Here is a 17,580-nt window from a genome sequence, read left to right as displayed (position 1 = left end):
TTTACTGTTAAACAATAGTCTTTTCCTCCTTACACCATTTTATAACACACGCACCCCAGGTTAAGCCTGCGCCGAAACCAACAAGTACAACTATGTCATCCTGTTGTATTCGACAACTTTTCAATGCTTCCTCCAAAGCCAGCGGAATAGAGGCAGCAGAAGTATTCCCGTATTTATCGACATTGACCATAACCTTTTCCATTGGCAGCTTAAGTCTTTTAGCCGCCGATTGAATGATGCGGATGTTGGCCTGGTGCGGGATCAGGCAATTTACACTGTGATGATCAAGCCCGGCGGCGTCCAACGCTTTTACAGCCGCCTCCCCCATAACCTTGATAGCAAATTTAAATACTTCACTGCCGTTCATATACAAATAATGCTGCCTGTCACTGACCGTTTGCTCCGTAGTCGGCACCCGTGTTCCACCGGCCGGAATTTTCAAAAACTCCCCGCCCGAACCGTCGGAGCCAAGGTCAATGCTCAAAATCCCATAGCCCGCTTTTACTTCGCTCAGCACCACAGCACCGGCTCCGTCACCAAACAGAACGCAGGTATTGCGGTCTGTCCAGTCCACTACCTTGGACAAAGTCTCGGCCCCGATGACCAGGACCTTTTTATATAAGCCCGACTTGATAAACTGACTGCCTGTTGCCACAGCATAGACAAAGCCGGTGCAGCCTGCGCCCAGATCAAAGGCGGCGGCATTGACGGCACCAAGCCGGTCCTGTACGATGCAGGCTACGGAAGGAAAAAACATGTCAGGAGTAGCCGTAGCCACAATAATCAAATTGATTTCCTCGGCGGAAACCCCGGCATCGGCCAGCGCTTTTCTGGCAGCCAGTACTGCCAAATCAGAGGTAGCCATGTCCGGTTCGGCAATATGCCTTTCCCGGATACCGGTACGTTCGACAATCCATTCATTAGAGGTGTCAACCATTTGTTCCAAGTCGTGATTGGTTATTATTTTATCGGGGACATAGGTACCAATACCGACGATACCTACCGATACGCCTTGCTCACTCATTCGCACCAACACCTTCCTTTACGATGTTTTCACTGATATGCTCCACAACCTTTTGCTCCGAAAATTCGCAGGCAACGCGTATCGCATTTTTGATAGCCTTTGCTTTTGAGCTTCCGTGGCAGATGATAAAGCCGCCATTAACACCGAGCAGCGGCGCTCCGCCGTATTCATCGTAATCCAGCTTCTTCTTCAGCTTTTTTATGGATGGCAGCAGAAGAAAGGCCGCCAGCTTGGCAAGCCAGCCGCTGTTTTTTATCGTATTTTTTATAAGTGTCGTCAGAAAACTGACCAGTCCTTCGCCTGTCTTAAGCACCACATTACCGACAAAGCCGTCACAAACAACAATATCCACCGTACCGTTAAAAGTATCCCGGCCTTCCACGTTGCCGATAAAATGGATGGTTTTTAACTGTTTGAGCAGAGGGAAGGTCGTCAGCACCTGTTCATTTCCCTTGCTATCCTCTTCCCCGATATTTAAAAGTCCCACCCGCGGCCGATTCATGCCCAGCACATATTCGGCATAAATGGAACCCATAATGGCACTTTGCACCAGGTTTTTAGGCTTGCTGTCCACATTGGCTCCCGAATCGAGCATGATAGTGGTGCCGGTTAAATTGGGAATATGGGTCGCGATAGCCGGCCGCTCAATGCCTTTAATCCGTCCCAGACCGAATAACGCCGCCGCTACGGCCGCCCCGGTGCTGCCGGCAGAGACTACGGCATCACAAATGCCTTCTTTGACCAGCCGGGTAGCCACCACCACGGAGGCATCCTTTTTTTTGCGGACAGACACGCCTGGATGTTCATGCATCTCTATAACTTCCGATGCCTGCTGCACCGAAATCCCCAGTTCTCGCCAATTGCTGTATGTATCTAAAACGGGCAGTATCTGCTCCTGATCGCCTACCAAAATAATATCGCATTGATACTCTTTTGCAGCAGCAACCGCGCCCAGTACAATCTCTTTCGGTGCATAATCGCTACCCATGGCATCAACGGCAATTCTCATCCGAAATCTCCCTTCGTCAGTCCATTCACTTCTCATCCTGTTCTAAAGACACTATAATAAACTTAGCCCGGAATACTTCCTGTTTATCGTTTCTAGTTTTAACCCATACAAAATATTTATTTCCTCTTTTTTTCATAACTTCTGCCTTGGCAATTAATTTTTCGCCAACATGAATGGGCATCTTATATTTTATATTAGCCACCCCTGTTACGGCAACATTAGCGTCAATGACAGCCAGAGCCAGGGAATTGGCTTGTGAAAAAACATAGTGACCCCGCGCAACCTGGTTTTTTTCAAAAACCATATCGGCGGTGATTTTCATAATGGAGATGCCGGCACGGCCCAATTCCAAATCAATAAGCTCACCGATAATTTCCTCGCTCCCCAGCGTCTTCAGCTTGCTTTGTACGTTTTCGGCCATCTTCTTGGTCCGCTCCCGGACTTCCGGTATGCCGAGTTCCAAACGATCTAAGCGAATTGTTTGAACGCTCACGTTTAACAGTGCCGCCAACTCCTCATCGGTTAGAAAAGGGGTAGCGTCCAGTTTTTCGGTTAGCAGCTGTTGTCTGATTTTTTTTTGGATACGCGCCATACCATCACCTATTTTTATAAGTTAGTACTAAGACTAATTGCTAGTACTTATTATAGACAGTTCATTGCCAAAATGCAAGCAAAAAGAAATAAGCAAGATAAAGTACCTGATATACTCTATCTTGCTTATATACGTTTTTATTATTCCGCGTTCACAACTGCCTTGCCGTTATAATGACCGCATTCAGGACAAACGCGATGGGGCATTTTCTTTTCATGACACTGCGGGCATTCCACCAACCCGGGAACAGTGAGCTTCCAGTTTGCGCGGCGCTTATCGCGGCGTGCTTTAGACATTTTACGCTTTGGTACTGCCATTTATTTCTACACCTCCTTAACAATAAAACAAATTCAGACTCATACGATGAGCCTTCCCTTTTGAGCTATTCTTTTAAAAGCTGTCGCAATTTAGCCAATCGCGGATCTATATCGTCATGACTGCAATGGCATGGCGACACATTTCGATTCACACCGCACTGAGGACATAGACCAAGGCAGCCAGGTTTGCACAGAGCCTTTAAAGGTTCAGCCATTAAAAGGTTTTCTTCCACTAAGCCTGCCAGTTCGATTTCGTCATCTTGATAATAAGCTACGTCTGCTGTATCATCCGCAACCTGGTCAACCGTTTCCTGAAAAACTTCCTGGAACGCGATGTCCAAAGGAGCGTCAAATGCCTCCAGGCAGCGGTCGCAACGACTCGCCATCCGGGCATAAATCACTCCCGAAACCTCCAGAGCACGACCATTGTTAACCACTTCTCCTGTCACTTTCACATCACCGACAAGCTCGAAGCGCAACTGGCTGACATCCATAGTGCAGGCGGGAGTAATAAATGTAAACGGTTGTCGGCTGCCAATCTCTTTTTTAACTTGGGCTACATTAATTTTCATTGATTTTCCACCTCAACCTTCATTTATTATAGCGACCCCCATATGGTTTGTCAAGAAATGAAATAGCAAAAGAAAAGCGGCAGTATTAACCTGCCGCATATCGGTTAAGCCAGCATTAAATGCGGCATCCGCCTTGATCGCAGATTTCCTTTGTGTCACGGGCAATAACCAATTCTTCATTGGTAGGAATAACAAACAGTTTGACCGTGGAAGCTTCGGTGCTGATCTCCCGGACTTGCCCCCGGACATTGTTCCGTTCAGCGTCCAGGACGGCTCCCAAATAGCTCAGGTTTTTACAAATCATCGCTCTCATTTCCTTGGAGTTTTCTCCCAGTCCGGCAGTGAATACAATGACATCCACACCGTTCATGGCTGCCGCGTAGGCACCGATATCTTTCAATACCTTGTAGGAGAAAATATCCAAGGCCAGTTGAGCCCGTTCATTGCCTTCCGAAGCCGCCGTTTCTATATCGCGAAAATCGCTGGAAACACCGGAAATCCCCAGGACACCGGACTTTTTATTAATATAATTATCAATTTCATCGACACTCATACCGGCTTTTTTCATCAGGAAGGGTAAGATAGCCGGATCCAGGTCACCGCTGCGGGTACCCATGACCAAGCCTTCCAGCGGTGTGAAGCCCATGCTGGTATCCACACACTTGCCGCCGTCAATCGCCGCAATGCTGGAGCCATTGCCTAAGTGGCAGGTAATAATCTTGAGGCCTTTAATATCTTTTCCCAGAACCTCGGCTACCCGCTGCGATACAAAGCGGTGAGACGTTCCGTGGAAACCATAGCGGCGGATGCCGTATTTTTCGTACACTTCATAGGGAAGGCCGTAAATGTAGGCTTTAGGAGGCATGGTTTGATGAAAGGCGGTATCAAACACACCTACCTGGGCAATGCCCGGCATTAATTGGGCACAGGCGTTGATGCCCAGAATGTTGGGCGGATTATGGAGCGGCGCCATTTCGGCACACTCTTCCAGCGCCTGCATAACCGCCGGCGTAATACGGACCGAATCGGTGAATTTCTCGGCCCCGTGTACCACGCGATGACCTACGGCAGCAATCTCCTGCATGCTTTTAATCACACCGTATTCGGGATGAGTCAGCGCTTCGACGACCATTTTAATCGCCGTGCTGTGATTATCCACTGCACCGGTGATTTTCACCTTAGCTTTATCTCCCGGCTGATGCGTAAGCACCGAGCCCTCAATACCGATACGTTCCACCAAACCCTTGGCCAGCACCGATTCATCGGTCATATCAAAGAGTTGATATTTCAGGGAAGAGCTGCCGCAATTAATGACCAAAATCTTCAATTTCCAATCCTCCTATGTACAAAAATTAAATTGTTCAAAACAACCTGCAATTTATAATATTACAATTAAGTTCACACTTCGACACCAAATGCCTGATACCTGCTTACCGCTAATAATAATAGACCTGCATTTTATCCGAAATAGGTTATAATATAATAAGGATATTTATGCGTTAGAGGTGAATATTTCTTTGAAAGCAGTAGGTATTATTGCAGAGTATAATCCTTTTCACAGCGGCCATCATTGGCAGCTAAATTCGGCGAAATCCTTGTCAGGCTGTCCGGCAGCCGTCATTGTCATGAGCGGCCAATTTGTCCAGCGCGGTGAACCGGCCCTGTTCGATAAGTGGCTGCGAGCCCAAATGGCCGTGCGTTCAGGGGCCGATCTGGTTATTGAAATGCCGGCTGTATTTGCGTTGCGTAGCGCTCAGTATTTTGCCGCCGGCGGCGTTCGTCTGCTGCAGGCGCTGGGAATTGTCAGCCATCTCTCCTTCGGCGTGGAGGATAATGATCTGACGGCTCTAAAAAAATTGGCGAACCTAGCCGATACGGCTCATACCGGGTCCTTGGTCAGGCAAAAGCTAAAGACCGGCCTTTCCTACCCGGCGGCGCTTGGCCAGGTACTGCTGGCACAAAGTCAGGCAGAGCCGGCAACTGTTGCCTTCACTCCTAATAATATATTGGCCATCGAATACCTGCGGGCACTCAACCGTTATGGTGCCGCCATCCTTCCCTGCCCGGTCAAACGCCAGCATGCCGGGTATCATGAGGTTGATATCAGCGCTCCTTTTGCCAGTGCTACCGCCATCAGAAAATCCATTCTGGAAAATGGCTGTGTACAGCCAACTGCTGCAGCCGTTATTCCACCGGCCAGCAAAGCGATCATCGAAAAGGCTTTACGCAGCGGGCGCGGTCCGGTTACCGCCGGCGCTTTCGAAACCGCACTGTTGTCCAAGCTCCGCACCATGTCGCTGTCAGCCATCGCTGAATTGCCTGATGTTACCGAAGGACTGCAGCATCGAATTGCCGAGACAGCACTTATCGCCACTGGCTGGGATGAACTATTGTCCGCCATAAAATGCAAGCGCTACACCCATACCCGGTTACAGCGCATCCTGCTGCACGCCTTGCTGGGTATTACCAAGGCGGCTATAGATGAGTCCGACCATGCCGGTCCGCTGTACGCCCGGGTTCTGGCATTTAACGAACAAGGCAAAGAACTGCTGCGGCAAGCCTCCCTGCTGTCAACTGTCCCGCTTATTACCAAAACCACTCATTTTTTAAACAGCCGACAACGTTATATTGCTTCGCTGACGCCACTGCAGAGAATGCTTGCTATAGATAGCGCCGCCAGCGATATTTATAGCCTGGGCTTTGCTAATCGGGCCTTGCGTTATGGTGGCTGGGATTTTCGCCAGTCTCCGGTATATGTGGCGGCTCACCCGCCAGTAACCGTCTAATCTCGCCCACCACCAGCTCAGCCGCCGCCTCGCCTAAGGCGACACATTCTTCAATGGCCTCAAAAGAGCTTGGTGAAATATGGGAAATCTCGGGACGGATCAGCACATCACAGTGAGGCTGGCGGTGCTTGCTCAACTCCCGTTCCATAATATCAATCGACTGAATAATGACATCAAACATATTGGTTATGCTGGAAACGGTTGAAGCGTATGCCAAATCCACACCAATTACAATATCTGCTCCCATCTTTCTGGCCACATCAATGGGTGTCGGATTCAGCACCGCACCGTCTACCAGCAGCATGTCATCCCACTGATAAGGTACGAATATGCCCGGAACTGAAATACTGGCCCTGACCGCCTTAGCCAGATCGCCCTCGGTAAACACGACTTCCTTTCCATGATTGATCTCAGTGGCTACCACGGCCAAAGGAGTTCTTAAATCGGCGAAACTCTTTTGCTGGGTCAGGAGCCGCATCACCTGCAGCACCTTTTCACCGGAAACAATCCCCATTTTGGGTATGATAAAATCCAGCCAGTAATTTCTTTTTAAATGGCGGGCCAGCTTTAATATGGTATCGGGCTGCTGTCCGGCGCAGTATAATGCGCCAATCATGCTGCCGATGCTGCAGCCGGCAATATAATCAACCGGAATGTTTTCCCGTTCCAGTACGCGAAGCACGCCTACATGGGCCAACCCGCGCAGTCCTCCGGACCCCAATGCCAAGCCAACTTTCGGACGCATACCTGACCTCCCCAGCGATTTTCTTGTGATATTCCTCCCGCCGCCACAATATATATTACAGAAATGTCTGGAAAGCGCTGCCTGTCTCATGGCGTTACCCCGTCAGCGGTTCCGGCGGTAGAGGAGGAGATTGTGATTTATGAATTTTCGGAGCAGCAAACGTTACCGTTCCCGTCTCTCTGCTTATTCTATGGCCTTTGGTGTTGTTTTTATAACCCTATGCATGGTCCAATACCCCAAAGATGCCTTTGACTCGGCCATCATGGGGTTAAATTTATGGTGGAACGTCGTATTTCCCGCCTTACTGCCTTTTTTCATTTTGTCGGAAATTCTGATGGGGCTGGGTGTTGTCCATTTTATCGGAGTACTGTTAGAGCCACTGATGCGACCACTGTTCAACGTCCCTGGTGTCGGGGCGTTTGCCCTCTCCATGGGCCTTGCTTCCGGCTATCCGATGGACGCCGTCATCACCTGCAAATTCCGCAAAAGCCAGCTTTGCAGCGCAGTTGAGGCCGAACGGCTCTTATCCTTTACTAATACGGCAGACCCCTTATTCATGTTCGGTGCTGTGGCGGTCGGCATGTTCGGCATGCCGGAGTTAGGTATCATCCTGGCCTTGGCCCATTATCTCGCCAGTTTCCTGGTTGGTATTATTTTCCGTTTTCACGGCACTGACCGTGATGTTCCCCCAAAACCGCCGCAACAGGAGGTTTCCGGCAATTTGGTCAGCCGGGCCTTCCGGGCTCTTTACCAGGCAAAACAGGAAGATGGGCGCCCCATCGGCCTGCTACTTGGTGATTCCGTAAAAAGCTCCATGAATACAGCTTTGCTGATTGGCGGCTTTATTATACTATTTTCCGTCTTTCTCCGCATGTTATCCATCATCGGAGCCACCGACACGCTGGCAGCTATTTTCTCAGGAATGCTCCACTGGCTGGGCTTAAGCGGCAATCTGGCCGAATCATTGGTCAGCGGGCTATTTGAAATTGACCTGGGGACGCTGGCCGCCAGCCAGGCCGATGCTCCGCTCTGGCAAAAAACCGTGATGACCAGCGCTATTATCGCCTGGAGCGGCTTATCGGTACACGGTCAGGTCGCCAGTATTGTCATTGAATCAGGCATCCGCATGGCTCCCTATATGGTCGCCCGTTTTCTGCACGCTCTATTGGCCGGCCTCTTGACCCTGCTTTTTTTTGATCATATGGATACCATTAGTCGTCTGTTCGTAGCTCCTGTACTGTTCGATCAGACCGGCAATCTTACCGCAGCGTACTGGCTTACCCGGCTGGAACAGGTTTCCTACCAGCTCCTGCTACTCTTAGCAATTCTCGTCTCACTGTCCATCACCCTGCATATTCTCCGCGGCATCTACACGTACGCCATAAAAAAATAAGGAGCTTTAGGCTCCTTATCCCGCTTTTGACTGATCATTTTTTGATTGCTGTAATTCATGATGTCCCTGATGGATAACCTCCAGGGCTTTGGTTAAATTATCTTCCAAATGCTTAAACACATTCTCGGCATAGCCAATGGCATCCACCTGCAGTTCCCGCGCACTCTTACGCGATTGCAGGATGATTTCGTTGGCCTGTTCCTGCGCCTGCTTAGTGATAGCATTTTCATCCGTCAATTTGGCAATATAATTCTTTGCCTGTTCGACAATCTGCTGAGCCTCGCGCTGGGCATCCTCAATAATCCGCTGCCGGTCCTTCACGATCCGGCTGGCTTCCATAATCTCTCCCGGTATGATCTCCCGCAGATCGTCCAGCAAACGGGCCAGTTCGTCTTCCTCCACAACCCGCTTATTAGTAAACGGCACCCGGGCAGCTTCTAAAAGCAAATTTTCCAGTTCGTCCAATATTTGCTCAATACTCATCGATCCATCTCCCGCCTAGATTTAATCTCAGATTTGGGCGCTTCGCCGCATAATTTCCCGTTCCACACAACTTGGCACAAAATCGGTAATAACACCGCCAAACTTGGCCAACTCCTTGATTCCGCTGGAGCTTACAAAAGAATACTCACTGCTGGTCATCATAAACACCGTTTCAATGACCGGATCAATCTTTTTAATAAGCAGCGCCCGCTGAAACTCATACTCAAAATCGCTCAGTGCCCGCAGTCCCCGGACAATGATGTTAGCATTTTTCTCACGGACATACACATTTAAAAGACCGGAAAATGAATCAATCCGGATATTTGGAATATGCCCGGTGGCCTCCGCCAGCAGCGCGACCCGTTCCTCCATGGTAAACAGCGGCTTTTTGTTCGGGTTATGAAAAACCGCCACAATCAGTTCGTCAAACATCCGGCTGGCTCTTTCAAAAATATCAAGATGTCCGTTAGTGATCGGATCAAAGCTGCCCGGACATATGGCTATCTGTTTCATGTATTCCTCCTGGTTCATTAGCTGACTGCTGTATCTCCTGATTGGCAAAAAAACTGACCATTGTCTCCCCATACTTTTCACTGCGGATCTTACGAAGGCGGCTCCATTTTTCGTCAAGCATTTCATGGCAAGAATGCTCTATGACAATAATCCCCTCAGGCGCCAGAATGCCGGCCGCATCCAGTTTGTTTATCGTTGCAACCGCCAATCCCTTATTGTATGGCGGATCACTAAAAATCATATCAAAGATCTGCCGGTTATGTATCGCGGCCTCAATCGCCTTGTATACATCCTTTCGGTAAATCACTGCCCGGTCCAGCAGCTTGGTGTGGCAGGCATTGTCCCGGATAACGGCAACACTGGCACTGCCGGAATCGACAAAAACGGCGGACCTGGCTCCCCGGCTAAGCGCTTCCAATCCCAGATTGCCCGTACCGGCAAATAAATCCAGCACCCGCGCTTCCCGCACCCGCGTTCCAAGAATATTAAAAACCGATTCCTTTACCCGGTCAGCGGTAGGACGTGTATCCATTCCCCGGGGCGCTTTCAGTCTAGCCCCTCTGGCACTTCCTGTAATAATTCGCATATATCTACCTCTACCGTTACATTCTAACATATTTTTCTTGATAATGCTCGAAATTTATACTACAAATTATGGCATAAAAGCAGTGAAAATGCAAAACCGGCATGAACAAAGCAACGTTGCTTTATTCACACCGGTTTGCATAACCTATTTTAAAGTAATTTGCAGTACCGGACCGGAATCTCCCGGGTTCGGTCTGACCAGTTGACTTACCTTTTCCTCAGCGTTGGTAATCACCAGTGGTGTAGTCAGCTTTTTGCCTTTGGCTGTAAGCAGTTCCCTGTCAAATTCCAACAGGAGTTCGCCCCGTTTCACCGCCTGCCCTTCCCGGACATGGCAGGTAAATCCCTCGCCCTCCAGCTCCACCGTATCCATTCCTACATGCAGCAAAACCTCCAAACCACCCTGTGCCCGGATGGCAATGGCGTGCTTCGTCTTTGCCACCAATACAATCTGTCCGTCACAGGGAGCTACCAGTTGGTTATTGGTCGGTTCAACGGCAATACCGTCACCCATGATTTTTTGTGAAAACACCTGGTCATCCACCGCCTCAATGCCAATGACTTTCCCCTGCAGCGGCGCATACAGACTGATCTCCTGTTTCTTTTTACTAAAAAAATTAAACATGTTTTTCCCACCTGGCCATCATATTTTTAGCGCCTATTTCCTCACATTCTGCAAAACCTTTAGTTATCAATTACGACGTTATGACGCAATAATCTTGCTGCATTCATGAATTTTGTTAAAAAAAAGAATTTTTTCCTTTTGCTGAAAAGTCAACCTGTCCTTTAAATACTGGGCCGCCCCTTCCTCAATAATAACGATAACGTCCTGGTGCAATTGTAGAATGGAAGCAGGAATTTCCGGTGTAATGCCTTCACAGACAGCACGATAAACAGCCTCCGCCTTATTGCTGCCATTAGCCAACAATACAACCTTTTTCGCCTGCATAATGGTCTTTATTCCCATGCTGATGGCCCGGGTCGGTACTTCGCTTATATCGGCAAAAAAGCGGGCGTTAGCTTCTATGGTATCCTGTTTCAGCTTTACCTCATGGGTATAGGCTTCAAATTTTTCATCAGGCTCATTAAAGCCGATATGCCCGTTCTGACCGATTCCCAGCACCTGTAAGTCAATGCCGCCACAGTTTTGAATAGCCTTTTCATAGGCCAGACATTCGGCGTCGACACTGGCAGCCATGCCATCAGGAAGATGAATTTTCTTTTGGTCCAGATTTACGTGCCGGAAGAAATTATCGTTCATGTAATAGTGATAACTGTTTTTGTCTGCTTCCGGCAAGCCTACATACTCATCCAGGTTAAAGGTAGTCACTTCAGAAAAATCCAGCCCGTATTCTTTATAAATTCTGATCAGATGATGATACATAAGCAGCGGGGTACTGCCGGTGGCAAGCCCCAGTACGCTATTCGGCTTTACATAGATTTGACCGGCCACAATTTGTGCTGCCTGCACACTCAATTCCTCATAATCCTTCACGATAAACACACGCATACTCATTACCTCCGATACACCAGATTTCCCCGAACAACCGTGCCAAAAACGTCGAACTCCTGATTAAACAAAGTAAAATCGGCATCCTTTCCGATAGCAATACTTCCCTTCTGCCGGAACGCGCCAATCTTTCTGGCGGGATTCGAGGTGACAAGCGCAACGGCTTCCGCGATACTCAGGTTTGTATTTTTCATAAAATTACCAACCGCCCTATTCAGCGTCAGCGTACTGCCGGCAATCACGCCGCTGGACAGCCTGGCTTCTCCCTGTTTGACAATGACATTTTGCCCGCCCAGATCATATTCTCCTTCGCCTAGCAGACAGGCTCGCATAGCGTCGGTAATTAGCAGTACAGCATGATTGCCTTTTACTGCAAGCACCAACCGCTGCACAGCCGGATGTACGTGAATATTGTCGGCAATAAGCTCGCAGGTCATTTCTTTATGTTCAAAGGCCGCCCCCAAAATGCCGGGTTGGCGATGATTTAACAAAGGCATGGCATTACAGATATGGGTAATATGGGACGCACCGGCCGCAATGGCAGCGGTCGTCTCCTCATAAGTAGCCGCGCTGTGTCCAATGGAAACGACGATGTCGCGCCGGACACACTGTCTGATAAATTCCTCGCTGCCGGTCAGTTCCGGCGCCATAGTGACAATTTTGATGATATCCTCAAACGGCTCAATCAAGGAAAAATCGGGCTGCAGAATATATTCTTCGGCTTGCGCTCCCTTGTAGTTTCTATTAATAAACGGACCTTCCAAATGACAGCCCAGCACCTGGGCACCGTCTTTCAAGCCTTCTTTCATAAATTGCCTAATACGGCCCAGCGTCTGAGTGATCCGATCCAGACTCATCGTCATGGTCGTCGGCAAAAAAGCTGTTACGCCGGTTTGCACAATATGCCGGCTGATATGACTGATACTGTTTTCCTGTTCATCCATCGTATCGACACCGGCGCAGCCATGGACATGGGTGTCAATAAATCCGGCCGATACGTACTGTCCCGCTCCGTCCAGGCGTTCCAGGCCGTTAAGACCGGCAATTTCCTGCTCTGGCACGATATCGACGATCTTATCGGTAAATAAAATGGCATAACCGGAAAGTATGCTGTTTTCCAAAACAATTTGGGCATTAACAATTGCTTTCATCATATTCTCTCACTGCCTTTTTCACAAAGCCATTATGCGCTTTTAGCAAATCGCGCGCCTTCGGTGCCGCCACATCCAAGAGAAGCATGACAATCGCGGCTTTTGCATCACCCTCGGCTGCTTCCAGAGTGGCCATGACGGCTTCCCGTGTTTTACCTGTAGCGATCTGCACAACGTCAATGACTCGTTTTTTCAGCTTCAGATTGATCGGCCTTACATCGACCATCAGATTACCATAGGTTTTACCCAGTTTAATCATGGCACAGGAAGACAGCATGTTGAGCACCATCTTTTGCGCCGTACCTGCTTTCAAGCGTGTTGACCCCATAATGACCTCCGGACCCACATCAACCGTAATGCACAAGTCGGTTGACGACTCCAACAGCCCGCCGGGATTACAGCACACACCGATGGTCTGCGCCCCCAGTTTCTTGGCGTAATCCACCGCTGCCAGCACGTACGGAGTATTGCCGCTGGCACTTAAGGCAATCAGAATATCATTGCGTGAAAATTCCCGTTCTTTCAGATCACACCGCGCCAGTTCCCCGTCGTCTTCCGTATCCTCCCGCCAGCCGGTCAGCGCCTCGGCCCCGCCGGAAATCACGCCGATCACTACTCCATCGTTCACCCCGAAAGTCGGCGGACATTCGGTAGCATCCAGCACTCCGATCTTGCCCCCGCTGCCTGAGCCGATGTAGAATAGGCGGCCCTGTGCGGCAAGACAGACGGCAATTCGGTCAATAGCCTGTGCAATAGTATCCAGCGATTTTTCCACTGCCCAAGCCACCAGTTTGTCTTCCTGGTTAAAGAGCGCGGCCATATCCCGCGTAGCCAGTTCATCAATATGCACTGTTTTCTCATTGATTTGACTCATATATCCTCCTGCTCCATGCATATATTGCGAGAGAATGCGGTTTGCCGTCACCGTTTTTTAAAGACAGAGCTACAAACCGCATTCGCTAATCCCGCTTCCTACTGTTTACTTAATTAACTTTTTCAATTCTTCCGCAATCAGTTCGGCCTGTGTACCCACAACCACCTGCACACTGTCGCCTCTTCTGATAACGCCGCGGACACCTAAAGCCTTTAATTTATCCTCATCAATCATACCTGCATCTTTCATATTCATCCGCAGTCGGGTAATGCAGGAATCCAGTGTAGCCACGTTTTCTTTACCACCAAGTATTTCCAGCATCTTAACGGAGAAATCGCTGATATTGATATTCGCAGTTGCCGTATTTTCCAGTTCATCCTCATATCGTCCGGGTGTCGGCAGGTCGTAACGGCGAATGGCCCAAACGAAGGTTACATAATAGATAGCGGCAAAAGCCAGACCTAACGGAATAATCATACCGGCATTGGTAGCCAGCTTCCAGCTCAGCAAATAGTCAATTAACCCGGCCGAGAAACCGAACCCGTGAAGAATCCCGAAGGAATAGGATACCGCCAAAGCCAGACCGGTTAATACGGCATGGAAGAAATACAACGCCGGAGCTAAAAACATAAACATAAATTCAATCGGTTCGGTAATACCTGTCAGGAAGGATGTAAAGGCTACGGAAAACAGCATGCCGCCCACTTTAGCCCGGTTTTCCGGTTTAGCTGTTGTATACATGGCAAAGGCTACCGCCGGTAAGGCAAACATAAAGATGATATAAAAACCGGCCATGAAATTGCCCGCCGTCGGATCACCGGCAAAGAACCGGTTCAAATCCCCAGTAACCACTTTTCCTGTGCTATCAGTATAATTGCCAAAAACAAACCAGATAAAGCTATTGAGAATATGATGACATCCAACAGGGATCAATAAACGGTTAAAGAAGCCAAAAATGAATACCCCAAGAGCACCGGCCCCGATAATCCATTCGCCAATGGAATGGATGGCTGCCTGAATCGGCGCCCAGATCACGCCAAACAATCCGGCCAATACAACGGCGGCCGCTGCGGTGGCAATGGGTACAAACCGCCGTCCACCAAAGAAACCTAAATAATCAGGAAGTTTAATATTATAATATCGATTGTAGATCAGGCCGGCAACCAAACCAGTGATAATCCCTGCCAGCACCTTCATATCCAGATCGGGATTAATCGCCTTTAACCCTTCGGTCAGTACAAAATACCCGACAGCACCGGCCAGCCCGGATGCTCCGCCGTTGTCATGAGAATACCCAACGGCAATACCAATGGCAAACAGTAATGCCAAATGGTCAAAGATGGCACCGCCTGCCTTCATAATGAACGGGATGTTCAACACATCCGGCGCTCCAAACCGCAGCAATAGGGCCGCAGCCGGTAACACTGCCACTGGCAGCATCAAGGCTTTACCTATCTTCTGCACACTTCCAAACCAATTACTCATCTCTTAACCCCCTTTATTTTTTGCACGTCCCCGACGTGCCGGCTAACGCTGTAAGGTGACCTCAAACTTGTACCGGTCACTCCGGTAAATGGCTTTGGTCATTTCCATCGGAATATTACCTTTGACATAGGTCCTCCGGGAAAAGAGCAACGCCAGTTTATTTTTTTTCACATCCAGCATGTTGCTCTCATAATCGTTCATCAACACCGGTTCGATAGTCTGGTAAGCATGTTCAATCTGCAGACCGAACTCACCGGTCAACAAGCCATACAGGGAATGATCCTGAAGCATGTCGGCCGTTAACGTCTCACACAGATACACCGGAATATAGGCCGTTTCCAGCGCATAAGGTTCTTCCTCTACATACCGCAGCCGGGTGATTTCAAAAACCGGCTGGTGATCTTCCAGTTTTAGAGTTTCCAGAATCTTTTTCGTCGCTTCCTTCTTTTCAAAAGAAATAAGTGTGGTGCGCACAGTTAGTCCCCGTCGTTCCATATCCTCGGTAAAGCCAAACAAGCCGGAAAGCGTATACTTTCCTTTATGAGGCGCCACGAAGGTTCCTTTCCCCTGTTCCCTGTATAAAACACCCTGATTGACCAGGCTGACAACCGCCTTGTTCACTGTCATACGGCTGACCCCATGATATTCGCACAATTCCCGTTCAGGCGGTATGGGATCATCGGGCTGCAGTTCCTCATTTTCAATTAATTCGACCAAAATATTTTTCAATTGGTAGTACAACGGGACAGGTGAAGTCTTATCTACTTTCTGCATAACAACCTCCGTTTGGTCTATAATCCGATATCCGTAATTTGATATATTGATATGTTGTATATACCAATTATAGCACTACTTTTTCTTTCCTTCAATACTTTTTTTATAGTGGCAGAAATGAAAAACAGCCGAAAGTTCGGCTGTCTTATGCAACACGGCGGGCACCCAAATATCGGGCTTGATAATACTGGCTGTACAGGGAGGTACTGACCACCTGTCCTGCACCGGAACTGGCATGGACAAATTGCCCGTTGCCGATATAGATGCCTACATGGGAAGCTCCGGCTTCATAGGTAGAAAAAAAGACCAAATCGCCGGGCTGCAAATCGGCCCGATTTACCCACATCCCCACATTGTACTGCTCATCTGCCATCCTTGGCAATGAAACTCCGTTCTGAGCAAATACATAGGAAATAAATCCTGAACAATCAAACCCCGACGGCGAACGACCGGCCCAGACATAGGGCACACCGTAAAAGTTCTGGGCATACACAGCAATCCGTTGCCCTAAGCGCCGGTCCACCTGTCCGCGGCTGGTATCATTTACCCGATAATCCCGTAAAGCCTGCCAGGTTTGTGCCCCGACCACACCATCGGCAGCCAGGCCGCAATCCAATTGAAAGTTAATTACCGCACTGCGGGTACCGGAACCAAAAGCCCCATCCGCTTCGTCTTGGTAGTACCCGATTTCCCTTAGCCTTGTTTGCAGCATAAAGACCTCGTTGCCGGACGAACCTTGTTTAAGAGCAACCTGCGCCAGCGCTGCCGGCATGACAGCTAAAACCATCAGGCAAACAAACCAGCAACAAACAATGATTTTTCCGCTCTTTTTCATAAAACCCCCCTTTGTATTTTCTTAATAGTGAAACTATTCTTTATTTTTTTCCAAAATCCTTCCAATTTTTAAGCCATCGAAAAAATATTCTTTCCTCCAATACTTATGTTGACAACCTCGCCTTTCATGTGTATAATATGTAAATGTGAGCAACGGGGCGTAGCGCAGTTTGGTAGCGCGCTTGGTTCGGGACTAAGAGGCCGCAGGTTCGAATCCTGTCGCCCCGACCACTTAAATATAGCTAATCCCGATAGCTAAATTGAATCTACGATGGTGCTTACTTTCCGCATTTTTCTGATGGAGTATCAAAAGTAGGCATAAGGTTTATTAAATAAAATTCCACCATACATAATGGTCGGATTTTTTTATTTTATTCAAACCCTAAATTTCCTAAAATTAATAGGTAATATAAATATCCCCGCTCGGTCTAAACCGAAGCGGGGATTTATTGTTAGCTTTATCATTTTTTGAAAATTTATATGATATTGCCAAGGTTGTATGCTATTTTATGCCCACCTTATGCCGTTGGTACGATATTTTCCCCTGTGCAATTTCCTCCAGAGCAATTGTAACTATTTTTGAAGACTTAGGATTGACTAAGCAGGTTTTACCCTCTCTCAATTCTCTTGCCCGCTTGGCAGCAAGTACAACCAGAGTATACTTACAATCCACTTTTTCTAACAAGTCTTCTAGTACAGGATAATCCATTATTGTTCCCTCTTTTCTTTATACTCTACTATCGGTCCTCCCATCATATAGTTTCGAAATTGGCTAATTAATATATTATATCATATTTAACTCTTCTTTGTTAGGTATTTCATAGCTTTAAATTCAATTAAAACAACAGTCTGGGAATTAAGGGTATTAGTGAAATGAAACCAAGGTATTTATGCCGGCGAAAAGCCCTATCCGCCGAATATTAGCAGATAGGG

General features: G+C 48.3%; 20 protein-coding genes and 1 tRNA gene. 3 read left to right on the top strand and 18 right to left on the bottom strand.

The features are described from left to right. Positions 1–7: 7 nt before the first annotated feature. The 6 genes from F3H20_RS03655 to F3H20_RS03630 all read right to left on the bottom strand — a co-directional run bounded on the left by F3H20_RS03655 (position 8) and on the right by F3H20_RS03630 (position 4,841). Entirely contained in the window at positions 8–1,024 is a 1,017-nt protein-coding gene (locus F3H20_RS03655) for a beta-ketoacyl-ACP synthase III (protein WP_149733615.1), read from the bottom strand. Next, positions 1,017–2,033 carry a phosphate acyltransferase PlsX gene (gene plsX, locus F3H20_RS03650; protein ID WP_149733614.1) on the bottom strand — a complete coding sequence of 339 codons (1,017 nt, stop codon included), beginning with the start codon at positions 2,031–2,033 and terminating at the stop codon, positions 1,017–1,019. The genes F3H20_RS03655 and plsX overlap by 8 nt, the downstream gene beginning before the upstream one ends. 25 nt (positions 2,034–2,058) lie before the next feature. Then, positions 2,059–2,625, bottom strand: a complete 567-nt coding sequence (gene fapR / locus F3H20_RS03645) for a transcription factor FapR (protein WP_149733613.1) — start codon at positions 2,623–2,625, stop codon at positions 2,059–2,061. Between the two features lie 140 nt (positions 2,626–2,765). After that, positions 2,766–2,942 (bottom strand): 50S ribosomal protein L32, encoded by a 177-nt coding sequence (gene rpmF, locus F3H20_RS03640; RefSeq protein ID WP_091744024.1) that lies wholly within the window; start codon positions 2,940–2,942, stop codon positions 2,766–2,768. A gap of 65 nt (positions 2,943–3,007) precedes the next feature. Beyond that, positions 3,008–3,514 (bottom strand): YceD family protein, encoded by a 507-nt coding sequence (locus F3H20_RS03635; RefSeq protein WP_149733612.1) that lies wholly within the window; start codon positions 3,512–3,514, stop codon positions 3,008–3,010. A 115-nt stretch (positions 3,515–3,629) separates the two neighbouring features. Next, complete coding sequence (locus F3H20_RS03630) at positions 3,630–4,841, bottom strand: acetate/propionate family kinase (RefSeq protein WP_149733611.1); 1,212 nt, start codon at positions 4,839–4,841, stop codon at positions 3,630–3,632. 190 nt (positions 4,842–5,031) lie between these two features. Here F3H20_RS03630 and F3H20_RS03625 point away from each other — a divergent pair, with 190 nt between their 5' ends. Then, entirely contained in the window at positions 5,032–6,300 is a 1,269-nt protein-coding gene (locus tag F3H20_RS03625; protein WP_149733610.1) for a nucleotidyltransferase, read from the top strand. On the opposite strand, the gene F3H20_RS03620 is transcribed toward F3H20_RS03625, so the two are convergent. After that, on the bottom strand, positions 6,218–7,045 hold the full coding sequence (locus tag F3H20_RS03620; RefSeq protein WP_149733609.1) for a patatin-like phospholipase family protein: 828 nt from the start codon (positions 7,043–7,045) through the stop codon (positions 6,218–6,220). The genes F3H20_RS03625 and F3H20_RS03620 overlap by 83 nt on opposite strands. A 139-nt stretch (positions 7,046–7,184) precedes the next feature. Here F3H20_RS03620 and ylbJ point away from each other — a divergent pair, with 139 nt between their 5' ends. After that, positions 7,185–8,438 (top strand): sporulation integral membrane protein YlbJ, encoded by a 1,254-nt coding sequence (gene ylbJ / locus F3H20_RS03615; protein WP_149733608.1) that lies wholly within the window; start codon positions 7,185–7,187, stop codon positions 8,436–8,438. A 15-nt stretch (positions 8,439–8,453) separates the two neighbouring features. On the opposite strand, the gene F3H20_RS03610 is transcribed toward ylbJ, so the two are convergent. The 10 genes from F3H20_RS03610 to F3H20_RS03565 all read right to left on the bottom strand — a co-directional run bounded on the left by F3H20_RS03610 (position 8,454) and on the right by F3H20_RS03565 (position 16,648). After that, positions 8,454–8,921 (bottom strand): ATP synthase subunit B family protein, encoded by a 468-nt coding sequence (locus F3H20_RS03610; RefSeq protein WP_149733607.1) that lies wholly within the window; start codon positions 8,919–8,921, stop codon positions 8,454–8,456. Positions 8,922–8,948: 27 nt separating this feature from the next. Beyond that, positions 8,949–9,434: a pantetheine-phosphate adenylyltransferase gene (coaD, locus tag F3H20_RS03605; RefSeq protein WP_149733606.1), complete on the bottom strand. Its 486-nt coding sequence runs from the start codon at positions 9,432–9,434 to the stop codon at positions 8,949–8,951. After that, on the bottom strand, positions 9,400–10,020 hold the full coding sequence (gene rsmD, locus F3H20_RS03600) for a 16S rRNA (guanine(966)-N(2))-methyltransferase RsmD (RefSeq protein ID WP_149733605.1): 621 nt from the start codon (positions 10,018–10,020) through the stop codon (positions 9,400–9,402). The genes coaD and rsmD overlap by 35 nt, the downstream gene beginning before the upstream one ends. Before the next feature lie 144 nt (positions 10,021–10,164). Continuing rightward, positions 10,165–10,644 carry a PTS sugar transporter subunit IIA gene (locus F3H20_RS03595; RefSeq protein ID WP_149733604.1) on the bottom strand — a complete coding sequence of 160 codons (480 nt, stop codon included), beginning with the start codon at positions 10,642–10,644 and terminating at the stop codon, positions 10,165–10,167. Between the two features lie 78 nt (positions 10,645–10,722). Beyond that, positions 10,723–11,529 carry a glucosamine-6-phosphate deaminase gene (nagB, locus tag F3H20_RS03590; RefSeq protein WP_149733603.1) on the bottom strand — a complete coding sequence of 269 codons (807 nt, stop codon included), beginning with the start codon at positions 11,527–11,529 and terminating at the stop codon, positions 10,723–10,725. Positions 11,530–11,534: 5 nt separating this feature from the next. Then, entirely contained in the window at positions 11,535–12,683 is a 1,149-nt protein-coding gene (gene nagA, locus F3H20_RS03585) for an N-acetylglucosamine-6-phosphate deacetylase (RefSeq protein WP_149733602.1), read from the bottom strand. Beyond that, on the bottom strand, positions 12,664–13,554 hold the full coding sequence (gene murQ, locus F3H20_RS03580) for an N-acetylmuramic acid 6-phosphate etherase (protein ID WP_149733601.1): 891 nt from the start codon (positions 13,552–13,554) through the stop codon (positions 12,664–12,666). The genes nagA and murQ overlap by 20 nt, the downstream gene beginning before the upstream one ends. A gap of 105 nt (positions 13,555–13,659) precedes the next feature. After that, positions 13,660–15,039, bottom strand: coding sequence for an N-acetylglucosamine-specific PTS transporter subunit IIBC (gene nagE / locus F3H20_RS03575; protein ID WP_149733600.1), 1,380 nt, complete (start codon positions 15,037–15,039; stop codon positions 13,660–13,662). 42 nt (positions 15,040–15,081) lie between these two features. Further along, positions 15,082–15,813: a GntR family transcriptional regulator gene (locus tag F3H20_RS03570; protein ID WP_149733599.1), complete on the bottom strand. Its 732-nt coding sequence runs from the start codon at positions 15,811–15,813 to the stop codon at positions 15,082–15,084. A gap of 145 nt (positions 15,814–15,958) precedes the next feature. Next, a complete protein-coding gene (locus F3H20_RS03565) occupies positions 15,959–16,648 on the bottom strand; it encodes a C40 family peptidase (RefSeq protein ID WP_149733598.1) in 690 nt (229 codons plus the stop codon). Positions 16,649–16,801: 153 nt separating this feature from the next. Between F3H20_RS03565 and F3H20_RS03560 the strand changes: the two genes are divergently transcribed. Beyond that, positions 16,802–16,878, top strand: a tRNA-Pro gene (locus F3H20_RS03560). Positions 16,879–17,149: 271 nt separating this feature from the next. Here F3H20_RS03560 and rpoZ read toward each other — a convergent pair. Beyond that, a complete protein-coding gene (gene rpoZ / locus F3H20_RS03555) occupies positions 17,150–17,356 on the bottom strand; it encodes a DNA-directed RNA polymerase subunit omega (protein WP_149733597.1) in 207 nt (68 codons plus the stop codon). Between the last annotated feature and the right edge of the window lie 224 nt (positions 17,357–17,580).

It is taken from the genome of Propionispora hippei DSM 15287 (genome assembly GCF_900141835.1).
Lineage (GTDB): Bacteria > Bacillota > Negativicutes > Propionisporales > Propionisporaceae > Propionispora > Propionispora hippei.
Note: the sequence above shows the minus strand (reverse complement) of the source record. Positions and strands in the feature narration are given on the sequence as shown.